The sequence below is a fragment of the Pseudomonas sp. H3_C08 genome (assembly GCF_054669455.1).
Genome location: NZ_CP162803.1, coordinates 4,558,676 through 4,570,978, shown reverse-complemented (window position 1 = coordinate 4,570,978; position 12,303 = coordinate 4,558,676). Strand labels below are relative to the sequence as shown.

Genomic DNA, 12,303 nt, shown 5'->3' with positions numbered 1-12,303 from the left:
GCGCCATCCTTGTAGGGCAATCCCTACCCCCAACCTTCCATCCGGCTGAGGCGATTCTCTCCTGCGCCCCGATTTGCGTGCCTGTCAGCAACCACTAGGCTTAATCCACAAGCAGTCATCAACAACAAAGGTGTGGGTATGAGCCAGGTCGAAACAAACGCAGGGGCCAGTGATGTGCTGGTCAGCTTTCGTGGAGTGCAGAAGAGCTACGACGGCGAGAACCTGATCGTCAAAGACCTCAACCTGGACATCCGCAAAGGCGAATTTCTCACCCTGCTAGGGCCATCCGGTTCCGGCAAGACCACTAGCCTGATGATGCTCGCTGGCTTCGAAACACCGACCGCCGGCGAAATTCTGCTGGCCGGGCGCTCGATCAACAACGTGCCGCCGCACAAGCGCGACATCGGCATGGTGTTCCAGAACTACGCGCTGTTCCCGCACATGACCGTGGCGGAAAACCTCGCGTTTCCACTGACCGTCCGTGGCCTGAACAAAAGCGACGTCAGCGACCGCGTGAAAAAAGTCCTCAGCATGGTTCAGCTCGACGCGTTCGCCTCGCGTTATCCGGCGCAACTGTCCGGCGGTCAGCAACAACGTGTGGCATTGGCCCGTGCGCTGGTGTTCGAACCGCAACTGGTGCTGATGGACGAGCCTCTTGGCGCCCTCGACAAGCAACTGCGTGAACACATGCAGATGGAAATCAAACACCTGCACCAGCGCCTCGGTGTGACCGTGGTCTATGTGACCCACGATCAGGGTGAAGCGCTGACCATGTCCGACCGCGTGGCGGTATTCCATCAAGGCGAAATCCAGCAGATCGCCCCGCCCCGCACCCTTTACGAAGAGCCAAAAAACACCTTCGTCGCCAACTTCATCGGCGAGAACAACCGCCTCAACGGCCGCCTGCTCAGCCAGACCGGTGAGCGTTGCGTGGTCGAGTTGGGCCGTGGCGAAAAGGTCGAGGCGCTGGCGGTCAACGTCGGCCAGACCGGCGAACCGGTGACCCTGTCGATCCGTCCGGAGCGCGTCAGCCTCAACGGTTCGAGTGATCAATGCGTTAACCGCTTCTCAGGGAGGGTGGCGGAATTCATCTATCTGGGCGACCACGTCCGGGTGCGCCTGGAAGTCTGCGGCAAGACCGACTTCTTCGTGAAACAACCGATTGCCGAGCTCGATCCTGCGCTCGCCGTCGGTGACGTGGTACCGCTTGGCTGGCAGGTCGAGCACGTACGCGCGCTTGATCCGCTTTTAGAGGCGAACTGATCGCCCCGGCAATACCAACACCAACCCTGCACGTGGAGAGAACAATAAATGTTGAGATCCCTGAAGTTCACCGCCCTGACCCTGGGCCTGATGGGTGCGGCCAGCGCGATGGCCGCCGGCCCGGATTTGACCGTGGTGTCGTTTGGCGGGGCGAACAAGGCGGCGCAAGTCAAAGCCTTCTATGCACCGTGGGAAGCGGCGGGCAACGGCAAGATCGTCGCCGGCGAATACAACGGCGAAATGGCCAAGGTCAAAGCCATGGTCGACACCAAGAGCGTGTCGTGGGATCTGGTGGAAGTTGAATCGCCAGAGCTGTCCCGTGGCTGCGACGAAGACATGTTCGAACAACTCGACCCGGCACTGTTCGGCAAGGCTGAAGACTACGTCAAAGGCGCGATTCAGCCGTGCGGCGTGGGCTTCTTCGTGTGGTCGACCGTACTGGCTTACAACGCCGACAAGCTGAAAACCGCGCCAACCAGTTGGGCCGATTTCTGGGACACCAAGAAATTCCCGGGCAAGCGTGGCCTGCGCAAAGGCGCCAAGTACACCCTCGAATTCGCGCTGATGGCCGACGGTGTGGCGCCGAAAGACGTCTACAAAGAGCTGGCGAGCAAGGGTGGCCAGGATCGTGCGTTCAAGAAGCTTGATGAGCTGAAGCCAAGCATTCAGTGGTGGGAAGCCGGCGCGCAACCGCCGCAATACCTCGCTTCCGGTGACGTAGTGATGAGCTCGGCCTACAACGGTCGCATCGCTGCCGTGCAGAAGGAATCCAACCTGAAAGTGGTGTGGAACGGCGGCATCTACGACTTCGACGCCTGGGCCATCCCGAAAGGTCTGGACGCCAAGCGCGCCGAAGCGGCGAAGAAATTCATCGCTTACTCGGTACAGCCGCAGCAGCAGAAAACCTACTCGGAAAACATCGCCTACGGCCCGGCCAATACCCAAGCCGTACCGCTGCTGGCCAAGGATGTTCTGAAAGACATGCCGACCACCCCGGAAAACATCGCCAACCAGGTGCAGATCGACGTCAGCTTCTGGGCTGACAACGGCGAGCAACTGGAGCAGCGCTTCAACTCCTGGGCTGCGAAATAACCGAGGGCTCGCTCTCCTGTGGGAGCGAGCTTGCTCGCGAAAGCGCCAGTACATTGAACATTGATGTCGACTGATGCGCCGCCTTCGCGAGCAAGCTCGCTCCCACATTTGGATCTGTGTGCATCAATCGATCGAGGTGGTTCGCCACCTCTGTAACGATCAAAGATTTGCGGAGTACGTCATGGCCATCGCCGTTCCCCTGAACGAGGGCACCAGCCCCACCTTGAAGCAGAAGCTCAAGCGCGCCGAGCGGGTCAACCGCTGGAAGGCTCAAGCGCTGATTGCGCCGCTGGTGCTGTTTCTGTTGCTGGTGTTTCTGGTGCCGATCGTGGCGCTGCTCTACAAAAGCGTCGGCAACCCCGAAGTGGTCGGCGGCATGCCGCGCACCGTGGCGGCCATCGCCAGTTGGGACGGCCGTGGCCTGCCCGCTGAACCGGTCTACAAAGCTGCCGGCGAAGACCTTGCCGAAGCACGCAAAAACCAGACGCTGGGCGATCTGTCCAAGCGCTTGAACATGGAGTTGGCCGGCTATCGCAGCCTGTTGACCAAAACCGCCCGGGCGCTGCCGTTTGCCAGCGAACCGGCCTCTTATAAAGAAGCCCTCGAAGGTCTCGACGAACGTTGGGGCGACCCGGCCTACTGGCAAGCGGTCAAACGCAACACCAGCAGTATCACGCCTTACTACTTGCTGGCAGCGGTCGATCACCGTATCGACGACCTCGGCGAAATCGCCCCGGCCACCCCGGATCAGGCGATCTACCTCGACATCTTCGCCCGCACCTTCTGGATGGGCCTGGTCATCACCGTGATCTGCCTGCTGCTGGCTTATCCGCTGGCGTACCTGCTGGCCAATCTGCCGTCGCGGCAAAGCAACCTACTGATGATCCTCGTGCTGCTGCCGTTCTGGACATCGATCCTGGTGCGCGTCGCCGCGTGGATCGTACTGCTGCAATCGGGCGGTCTGATCAACAGTGGGCTGATGGCCATGGGCATCATCGATAAACCGCTGGAACTGGTGTTCAACCGCACCGGCGTGTACATCTCGATGGTGCACATTCTGCTGCCGTTCATGATCCTGCCGATCTACAGCGTTATGAAAGGCATCTCGCCGACCTACATGCGCGCGGCGATTTCCCTCGGCTGCCACCCGTTCGCCAGTTTCTGGCGGGTGTACTTCCCGCAGACCTACGCCGGTGTTGGCGCCGGTTGCCTGTTGGTGTTCATCCTCGCTATCGGCTACTACATCACCCCGGCGCTGCTCGGCAGCCCGAACGATCAAATGGTCAGCTACTTCGTCGCTTTCTACACCAACACCAGCATCAACTGGGGCATGGCCACCGCGCTGGGCGGGCTGTTGCTGCTGGCGACTGTGGTGCTTTATCTGATTTACAGCTGGCTGGTCGGCGCCAGTCGCCTGCGCCTGAGCTAAGGGGAATTCGAAATGCTGAGTCCTTACATGTCGCCCATTGAACGGGTGTGGTTCTACAGCCTGCGGATCCTCTGCGGCCTGATTCTGTTGTTCCTGATTCTGCCGGTGCTGGTGATTATTCCGCTGTCATTTAACTCGGGGAGTTTTCTGGTCTATCCGCTGCAGGGTTTCTCGCTGCAGTGGTACCACGACTTCTTCGCCTCGGCGGAATGGATGCGGGCACTGAAGAACAGCATCATTGTTGCCCCAGCGGCGACGGTGCTGGCGATGATATTCGGTACGCTGGCGGCGATTGGTCTGACTCGCGGTGACTTCCCCGGCAAAGCGCTGGTGATGGCGCTGGTGATTTCGCCGATGGTGGTGCCGGTGGTGATCATCGGCGTGGCGAGTTATCTGTTCTTCGCGCCGTTGGGTTTGGGCAACAGCTTTTTCTCGCTGATTGTGGTGCATGCGGTGTTGGGTGTGCCGTTTGTGATCATCACCGTGTCGGCGACATTGCAGGGGTTTAACCACAACCTGGTGCGGGCGGCGGCGAGTCTCGGTGCATCGCCACTGACGGCGTTCCGCCGGGTGACCTTGCCGCTGATTGCGCCGGGGGTGATTTCCGGGGCGTTGTTTGCGTTTGCGACTTCGTTTGATGAGGTGGTGGTGACGTTGTTTCTTGCCGGGCCTGAGCAGGCGACGTTGCCACGGCAGATGTTCAGCGGGATTCGCGAGAACCTCAGTCCGACGATTGCCGCTGCTGCCACGTTGCTGATCGCCTTCTCCGTCATTTTGCTGCTGACCCTGGAATGGCTGCGCGGGCGTAGCGAAAAACTGCGTACGGCTCAGGTTTAAGGGCCAGATCAAAAGCTTACCCCCTCACCCCAGCCCTCTCCCCCAAGGGGGGCGAGGGGGAAAGGGAGCAGATATTCGTGCTTTTCAAGGCTGGAGCTCGACTCGGTATTTCAGGTCGATGTACTTCGAGAGTACAACTCGGTCAGTCCCCTCTCCCTCCGGGAGAGGGCTAGGGTGAGGGGCTCTTGATCTTCTAACCGATCAACCATTCACCACCTGAATAGCAGACAACCCCAAATCCCCAGCTAATCTTGTGCCCAGCTCCCACATCTATAAGAGGCTGCGCACGATGAGTCTGTCCCAGTTCAAAATCGCCCACAAACTGATCACCGGCGCCGCCGCCATCGAACAACTGGCCGCTGAGCTCACGCGCCTGGACATCGACAATCCACTGATCGTCACCGACGCCGCGCTGGTCAAATCCGGCACCGTCGAGCTGGCGCTGGTGCAACTCGGTGGGCGCGACTACGAGATTTTCGACCGCGTGCTGCCCGATCCGGAAATCGCCATCGTCGAAGACTGCATGCGCGTGTACCGCGAAGGCGGGCATGACGGCTTGATCGGCCTCGGTGGCGGCAGTGCCATCGACATCGCCAAAAGCGTCGCCGCCTACGCCGGTTACCACGGCGCGTTGGAAGATCTGTTCGGCGTCGATCAGGTGCCACGCAAAGGCCCACCGCTGATTGCCATCCCGACCACCGCCGGCACTGGCTCTGAAGTGACCAATGTTGCGATTCTCTCGGACAAAGTCGCGCAGTTGAAGAAAGGCATCGTCAGCGACTTTCTGTTACCGGACGTGGCGCTGGTCAGCCCGCAAATGACCCTGACCTGCCCACGCAGTGTCACCGCCGCCAGTGGTGTCGACGCGTTGGTGCACGCCATCGAATCCTATCTGTCGGTGAATGCCTCGCCGATCACCGATTCGCTGGCCATCGGCGCCATCAAGCTGATCGCCAAAGCGTTGCCCAAGGCCTATGCCAACGGCGCCAACCTGCAGGCTCGCGAAGACATGGCCACCGCCAGCCTGATGGCCGGCATGGCGTTCGGCAATGCCGGGGTTGGCGCGGTGCATGCGCTGGCGTATCCACTGGGCGGGCGTTTCAATATCGCCCATGGCGTGAGCAATGCCTTGCTGCTGCCGTATGTCATGACCTGGAACAAGATGGCCTGCGTCGAACGCATGCAGGATATTGCCGAAGCCATGGGGATGAAGACTGCTCATCTGAGTGCAGCCGAGGCGGCGGACAAAGCCGTGCAGGCGATGACCGATCTGTGCGCGGCCGTGGACATCCCGGCCGGGCTGCGTAGTTTCGGCGTGCCGGAAGAGGCGATCCCGGCGATGGCCGTGGAAGCCGCGGGCATTGAGCGGCTGATGCGCAATAACCCGCGCAAACTCAGTGCTGTCGATATCGAGAAGATCTACCGCGCGGCGTATTGAGTCAGCGCCGGTCATCCGTCATGGCATAACCCAATCATCGCGGTCACGGTGCGCGCTTGGAAACTTGAGGTATACAATGCGCGCCATCGTGATTTAGCTCAGAAAAGGTGCGTCATGCAGCCCTTCGTAATTGCTCCGTCGATTCTCTCCGCCGACTTCGCCCGCCTCGGCGAGGAAGTAGACAACGTTCTCGCCGCTGGCGCCGACTTCGTCCACTTCGACGTCATGGACAACCACTACGTGCCAAACCTGACCATCGGTCCGATGGTCTGCGCGGCATTGCGCAAGTACGGCGTTACCGCGCCGATCGACGCGCACCTGATGGTCAGCCCGGTGGATCGCATTGTCGGCGACTTCATCGAAGCTGGCGCCACCTACATCACCTTCCACCCGGAAGCCACGCTGCACGTCGATCGCTCGCTGCAGCTGATCCGTGAAGGTGGCTGCAAATCCGGTCTGGTGTTCAACCCGGCGACCCCACTGGACGTGCTCAAGTATGTGATCGACAAGGTCGACATGGTCTTGCTGATGAGCGTCAACCCGGGCTTCGGCGGGCAGAAGTTCATTCCTGGCACCCTCGATAAACTGCGCGAAGCGCGGGCGATCATCGATGCTTCGGGCCGTGACATCCGCCTGGAAATCGATGGCGGCGTCAACGTCAACAACATCCGCGAAATCGCCGCTGCTGGCGCTGACACCTTTGTTGCCGGCTCGGCAATCTTCAATGCGCCGAACTATCAGGAAGTCATCGACAAGATGCGTTCCGAACTGGCGCTGGCTCGCCCATGAGCGGGTTTGAGCAGCTGTTCCCGGGGAAACTGCCACGGCTGGTGATGTTCGATCTGGATGGCACACTGATCGACTCGGTTCCGGACCTGGCAGCCGCCGTGGACACCATGCTGCTCTCTCTCGGCCGGCAACCGGCGGGCATCGATTCGGTGCGCGAGTGGGTGGGCAACGGCGCGCCAGTACTGGTGCGCCGTGCGTTGGCCGGTGGTATCGATCATTCGGCGGTGGATGACGTCGAAGCCGAGCACGCGCTGGAAGTATTCATGGACGCCTACGGCGCCAGCCATGAGCTGACCGTGGTCTATCCCGGCGTGCGCGACACTCTCAAGTGGCTGCACAAGCAAGGCGTGGCCATGGCGCTGATTACCAACAAACCGGAGCGCTTCGTCGCGCCGCTGCTGGATCAGATGAAGATCGGTCGCTACTTCAAGTGGATCATCGGTGGCGATACCCTGCCGCAGAAAAAGCCTGATCCGGCCGCGCTGTTTTTCGTGATGAAAATGGCCAACATCCCGGCCTCGCAATCGTTGTTCGTCGGCGACTCGCGCAGCGACGTGCTGGCGGCGAAAGCGGCGGGGGTCAAATGCGTGGCGCTGAGTTATGGCTACAACCACGGCAGGCCGATCGCCGAGGAATCCCCGGCGCTGGTGATCGACGATCTGCGCAAGCTAATTCCCGGTTGCCTCGGTTCGGCCGCTGAGATAACGTTGCCCGACGCTGCTCAATCCCATTCTGGAAACGCCATCGTGGTGGTCACTCGCAAACTCTGGATGAAAGTCATCAAGGCCCTGGCCCGCTGGCGTTGGCGCGCCTGACTTGTTCCTGGCCGGCCTGCCGGCGCGTTTGCATACCTGACTGATTTGCCCCTCACACCACGAGGCACCTTATGATCCGCGAAGAATTCCTGCGCTTGGCCGCTGACGGCTACAACCGCATTCCGTTGGCCTGCGAAACCCTGGCCGACTTCGACACCCCGCTGTCGATCTACCTGAAACTGGCCGACCAGCCCAACTCCTACCTGCTCGAATCGGTACAGGGCGGCGAGAAATGGGGCCGTTACTCGATCATCGGTCTGCCGTGCCGCACCGTGTTGCGGGTTCACGACCATCACGTGAGCATCACCGTTGATGGCGTCGAGACCGAAAGCCACGATGTGGAAGACCCGTTGGCCTTCGTTGAGGCCTTCAAGGCGCGCTACAACGTGCCGACCATCGCCGGCCTGCCGCGCTTCAACGGTGGTCTGGTCGGTTACTTCGGTTACGACTGCGTGCGTTATGTCGAGAAGCGCTTGGGCAAGTGCCCGAACCCGGATCCGCTGGGCGTACCGGATATTCTGCTGATGGTTTCCGACGCCGTCGTGGTCTTCGACAACCTCGCCGGCAAGATGCACGCGATCGTGTTGGCCGACCCCGCGCAGGCGGATGCCTTCGAACAAGGTCAGGCGCAGTTGCAGGCATTGTTGGAAAAGCTCCGTCAGCCGATCACCCCGCGCCGCGGCCTGGATTTCAGCAAGCAGCAGTCGGCTGATCCGGTGTTCCGTTCGAGTTTCACCCAGAACGATTACGAAAAAGCCGTCGATACCATCAAGGAATACATCCTTGCCGGTGACTGCATGCAGGTTGTGCCGTCGCAGCGCATGTCGATCGACTTCAAGGCTGCGCCGATCGATCTCTACCGCGCTTTGCGTTGCTTCAACCCGACGCCGTACATGTACTTTTTCAACTTCGGCGACTTCCACGTCGTTGGCAGTTCGCCGGAAGTGCTGGTGCGGGTCGAAGACAACCTGATCACCGTGCGCCCGATTGCCGGCACGCGCCCACGTGGCGCCACGGAAGAAGCGGATGTGGCGCTGGAAGAGGACTTGCTGTCAGACGACAAGGAGATCGCCGAGCACTTGATGCTGATCGATCTGGGTCGTAACGACACTGGCCGGGTTTCGGAAATCGGCTCGGTGAAGCTCACCGAGAAGATGGTCATCGAGCGCTATTCCAACGTGATGCACATCGTCTCCAACGTCACCGGCCAGTTGAAAGCCGGGCTGACGGCAATGGACGCGCTGCGAGCGATTCTGCCGGCGGGCACCTTGTCGGGCGCGCCGAAGATTCGCGCGATGGAAATCATCGACGAACTGGAGCCGGTCAAGCGTGGCGTCTACGGTGGGGCGGTGGGTTACTTCGCCTGGAACGGCAACATGGACACCGCGATTGCGATTCGTACGGCGGTGATCAAGAACGGCGAACTGCACGTGCAGGCCGGTGGCGGCATCGTTGCCGACTCGGTGCCGGCACTGGAATGGGAAGAAACCCTGAACAAGCGCCGCGCGATGTTCCGCGCCGTGGCCCTGGCCGAGCAAACCCCGGAAGCCTGAACTCACGCAAAACCCCCTGTAGGAGTGAGCCTGCTCGCGATAGCGGATTAACATTCAACGGATATGTTGTCTGAACCACCGTAATCGCGAGCAGGCTCACTCCTACATTTTGATCTGTGTTCAGCCATAAAAAAGCGGCGCCTGTGAGGGCGCCGCTTTTTTTGTGTCGGCGATTTAGAAGTCGAGCACAACCCCGACATTCACACCCTGCTGGGTAAAGTCATCATCCTTGCGCAGCGAGTAGCCGCCGCGCAGCGCCAGATCCGCCGTGAGTTTGTGGCTGACGCCCAGGCTCAAACGGTTCAAATGACTCTGCGGCGTGTAGCCCTCAAGTTTGAAGTCGTTGGCCGGCAAGGTATTGAGCGCGATGTTGACCTTCTGCACGTCGTCTTCGTACTCACGCTCGTGAGCGTACTCGCCGAATACCTGGGTTTGCGGGGTGATGTTGTACTTGCCCTGCAAGCCCAACCCCAGGCGTTTCGAGTCACGAGTCTGATCATCGAAAGTCAGCGCCGTGGCGCGGTTGCTTTTCTCTGAGTAGCCGTCGACATCGACGCTGGCGTAGTCGGCGCTGACGAATGGCGACAGGTGCCACTCGCTGCCCGGCTGGCCAATGTCGTAACCGACGCGGGCGCTGAAGGCCCAGAGGCTACCGTCGGTGTCGCCTTTTTCTGCACCTTCGCTGACGCCCAGATCAAATTTGCGCTTGAGGTTGTCGTAGTCGAGCTTGCCGCCGGTCAACGCTGCGTCAGCCCACCAGCGATTTTGCTGATATTGGGCAAATGCCGTGGCCATGTAGCTGTTGAGTTTGTAGTCGGAGTCGTTATGCCCAGCCTCCAGATTCTGCCGGTAGAAACCGCCTGCCACACCGACGCGCCAAGCTTCATTCAAGCGGTAGCTGCCGCCGACGTTGAGGTTGTAACCGCTGCCATCGGCGCTGGCGCCGCTGCTTTGGCTGTCGACATCAAGATGTTGGCCGCCTGCCGAAACAATGGCGCGCCATTGACCTACCGCTTGCCAGTTCTCCCAGTCCGCCTGCCATTGATTGCGCAGCTCATCCTGATGCGCACGCACGGTGGCGTGGGCCATTTCCGGTAGCAGCGTCAGCTCCCACGGCGCGGCGAGCAGGGAATAGGCGTAATCGGAGATCAGCTTTTGCCCGGCCTCGGTCGGGTGCACGCCGTCGTTGTAGATCAGCTTGCTCGGATCGGGTGTCGCGCTGTTGATGCCGTAACGGGCGTTTTCGGTGCAGCTATTGCCACTGAAGCAGGTCGCAGTGAGGTTCTGATCGGTTGCGAGGCCAAAACGTCCTGGATCGGCAAACACTTCCGACAACAGGACCGGAATGTTCAGCGGAATGATTTCAGCGTTGATGCCTTGCAGGCGAGTGACCAACTGGCTGTTGAACTGCGTGGCGAGCTGGCTGCTGAAGGCTTGCAGCGGTGTACCGTTGATGGCCGGGGTCAGGCCAACGTCAGGCAACAGCCAGACCATCACGTACTTGGCGCCGGCGGTTTGCAGGGTCTGCACGCTGTCGGCCAGTCGATCGGCGGCGGCGTTGGCTTGCGGCAGGCTGAGAATGCGACCTTGCAGGAAGTCGTTACCGCCGCCGGAAATGTAATACAGCGCCTTCGGGTCGGCGCGGAAGCCGTTCGATGGCAGGTAACCGGCGCGGGTGCGTTCGCCGGTTGCGGATTGCGTGGTGATCGAGTCGAGGATCTGGTCGGTGCGATAACCGCCGACCGCCCAGTTGTTACCGTCCGGCTGGCCGTTTTCGGCGCGCACGGCGGAGCTGGAGGAGGCTGTCTGGTCTGGCGAAAAGCCAAGGCGTCCGCCGAGCAACTGCGTGGAATTCAATGAATACAGTTCACCGCTGCCATCCTGATACACCGGCCCGGTCCGGTTGGTGTAACGCTCGGTGGAGCCGGCTGGTCCGCCAGTGTCGGTGAAGGTGCCTGCGTCGTTGAGGCTGTCGCCAAACACAATGAAACTGGAGTAAGGGTTGGGTGCAGCATTGGCCTGAGCACAGGCCAGTGCGAGCAGGCAGCCAGCCAGCGGTACAAACAACGTCTGTTTGATCATGAGCAAGTCCGTTTATTTATTATTGTGGGTGAACGAAACGACAGTACCAAAAACTCCCGGCGTTTTGCCATCGGTCGCGAATCCTCCCCCGGTTTTATCTGCCGCAGCCCCGGCCATATTGCACGCTCCGCCCAGCTAAGTTACTGTGCCGGAACGTATGAACGAGACCTTCCCCGTGTTGATCACCAGCAAACTTCTGGATCAAGTCATCAAGGCACACGCCCGCTGGCGTTGGCGCGCCTGAATCTTTTCTGCCGGCCCCGCCGGATCTTTATCGCTTTGCCTTCCTTGCCTGTTTGAAATGCCGCTGTGCCGACGCATCTTTCTGCGTCCGACATCGTGCAGCGCCCTGCGGGCAAGTGATCTGAAGGCTGTTTTCAAATCAGAATTCAAGAGGTTCGACACGCCATGTTGCTGATGATCGACAACTACGACTCCTTTACTTACAACGTTGTGCAATACCTCGGCGAGCTGGGTGCCGAAGTCAAAGTGGTGCGCAACGACGAGCTGACCATCGCCGAAATCGAAGCACTCAAGCCTGAGCGCATCGTGGTTTCCCCCGGCCCGTGCACGCCAACCGAAGCCGGCATCTCCATCGAAGCGATCAAGCACTTTGCCGGCAAGCTGCCGATCCTCGGCGTCTGCCTCGGCCACCAGTCCATCGGTCAGGCCTTTGGCGGCGACGTAGTGCGTGCGCGGCAGGTGATGCACGGTAAGACTAGTCCGGTATTCCACGAGGACAAGGGCGTTTTCGCTGGCCTGAACCATCCGCTGACCGTCACCCGTTACCACTCGCTGATCGTCAAGCATGCGACGTTGCCCGATTGCCTGGAGCTGACCGCATGGACGCAACACGATGACGGCAGCGTCGACGAAATCATGGGCCTGCGTCACAAGACCCTGAACATTGAGGGCGTACAGTTTCACCCCGAGTCGATCCTGACCGAGCAGGGCCATGAGCTGTTTGCCAACTTCCTCAAACAAACCGGCGGCACGCGCTAAGGA

Annotated in this window: 10 protein-coding genes; 9 read left to right on the top strand and 1 reads right to left on the bottom strand. The window is 60.4% G+C overall.

Annotated elements, in window-relative coordinates; all coding sequences use genetic code 11:
- Positions 1-138 precede the first annotated feature (138 nt).
- The 8 genes from AB4N74_RS20960 (at position 139) to trpE (ending at position 9,216) form a co-directional block, all read left to right on the top strand.
- Entirely contained in the window at positions 139-1,263 is a 1,125-nt protein-coding gene (locus AB4N74_RS20960) for an ABC transporter ATP-binding protein (RefSeq protein WP_194935294.1), read from the top strand.
- A gap of 48 nt (positions 1,264-1,311) precedes the next feature.
- Positions 1,312-2,355 carry an ABC transporter substrate-binding protein gene (locus tag AB4N74_RS20955; RefSeq protein WP_194935295.1) on the top strand — a complete coding sequence of 348 codons (1,044 nt, stop codon included), beginning with the start codon at positions 1,312-1,314 and terminating at the stop codon, positions 2,353-2,355.
- 181 nt (positions 2,356-2,536) lie between these two features.
- Positions 2,537-3,784, top strand: a complete 1,248-nt coding sequence (locus AB4N74_RS20950) for an ABC transporter permease (RefSeq protein ID WP_093441896.1) — start codon at positions 2,537-2,539, stop codon at positions 3,782-3,784.
- A 12-nt stretch (positions 3,785-3,796) separates the two neighbouring features.
- Positions 3,797-4,621 carry an ABC transporter permease gene (locus AB4N74_RS20945; protein WP_008084123.1) on the top strand — a complete coding sequence of 275 codons (825 nt, stop codon included), beginning with the start codon at positions 3,797-3,799 and terminating at the stop codon, positions 4,619-4,621.
- A 289-nt stretch (positions 4,622-4,910) separates the two neighbouring features.
- On the top strand, positions 4,911-6,059 hold the full coding sequence (locus tag AB4N74_RS20940; protein WP_460097094.1) for an iron-containing alcohol dehydrogenase: 1,149 nt from the start codon (positions 4,911-4,913) through the stop codon (positions 6,057-6,059).
- A gap of 114 nt (positions 6,060-6,173) precedes the next feature.
- The gene (rpe, locus tag AB4N74_RS20935; RefSeq protein WP_007918813.1) at positions 6,174-6,848 is read left to right on the top strand and encodes a ribulose-phosphate 3-epimerase; all 675 of its coding nucleotides are present in this window, start codon (positions 6,174-6,176) and stop codon (positions 6,846-6,848) included.
- On the top strand, positions 6,845-7,663 hold the full coding sequence (locus AB4N74_RS20930; RefSeq protein WP_034155098.1) for a phosphoglycolate phosphatase: 819 nt from the start codon (positions 6,845-6,847) through the stop codon (positions 7,661-7,663). The genes rpe and AB4N74_RS20930 overlap by 4 nt, the downstream gene beginning before the upstream one ends.
- A 71-nt stretch (positions 7,664-7,734) precedes the next feature.
- A complete protein-coding gene (trpE, locus tag AB4N74_RS20925; RefSeq protein WP_116254390.1) occupies positions 7,735-9,216 on the top strand; it encodes an anthranilate synthase component I in 1,482 nt (493 codons plus the stop codon).
- A 174-nt stretch (positions 9,217-9,390) separates the two neighbouring features.
- On the opposite strand, the gene estP is transcribed toward trpE, so the two are convergent.
- Positions 9,391-11,298 carry an esterase EstP gene (estP, locus tag AB4N74_RS20920; protein ID WP_460097092.1) on the bottom strand — a complete coding sequence of 636 codons (1,908 nt, stop codon included), beginning with the start codon at positions 11,296-11,298 and terminating at the stop codon, positions 9,391-9,393.
- Positions 11,299-11,706: 408 nt separating this feature from the next.
- On the opposite strand from estP, the gene AB4N74_RS20915 reads away from it, so the two are divergent.
- Positions 11,707-12,300, top strand: a complete 594-nt coding sequence (locus AB4N74_RS20915; RefSeq protein WP_186619856.1) for an aminodeoxychorismate/anthranilate synthase component II — start codon at positions 11,707-11,709, stop codon at positions 12,298-12,300.
- The last annotated feature ends 3 nt before the right edge of the window (positions 12,301-12,303 follow it).

What these genes read in the sequence shown, in the direction of transcription:
- AB4N74_RS20960 (WP_194935294.1), top strand. Translation starts at nt 139, where the DNA reads ATGAGCCAGGTCGAAACAAACGCAGGGGCCAGTGATGTGCTGGTCAGC.
- AB4N74_RS20955 (WP_194935295.1), top strand. Translation starts at nt 1,312, where the DNA reads ATGTTGAGATCCCTGAAGTTCACCGCCCTGACCCTGGGCCTGATGGGT.
- AB4N74_RS20950 (WP_093441896.1), top strand. Translation starts at nt 2,537, where the DNA reads ATGGCCATCGCCGTTCCCCTGAACGAGGGCACCAGCCCCACCTTGAAG.
- AB4N74_RS20945 (WP_008084123.1), top strand. Translation starts at nt 3,797, where the DNA reads ATGCTGAGTCCTTACATGTCGCCCATTGAACGGGTGTGGTTCTACAGC.
- AB4N74_RS20940 (WP_460097094.1), top strand. Translation starts at nt 4,911, where the DNA reads ATGAGTCTGTCCCAGTTCAAAATCGCCCACAAACTGATCACCGGCGCC.
- rpe (WP_007918813.1), top strand. Translation starts at nt 6,174, where the DNA reads ATGCAGCCCTTCGTAATTGCTCCGTCGATTCTCTCCGCCGACTTCGCC.
- AB4N74_RS20930 (WP_034155098.1), top strand. Translation starts at nt 6,845, where the DNA reads ATGAGCGGGTTTGAGCAGCTGTTCCCGGGGAAACTGCCACGGCTGGTG.
- trpE (WP_116254390.1), top strand. Translation starts at nt 7,735, where the DNA reads ATGATCCGCGAAGAATTCCTGCGCTTGGCCGCTGACGGCTACAACCGC.
- estP (WP_460097092.1), bottom strand. Translation starts at nt 11,298, where the DNA reads ATGATCAAACAGACGTTGTTTGTACCGCTGGCTGGCTGCCTGCTCGCA.
- AB4N74_RS20915 (WP_186619856.1), top strand. Translation starts at nt 11,707, where the DNA reads ATGTTGCTGATGATCGACAACTACGACTCCTTTACTTACAACGTTGTG.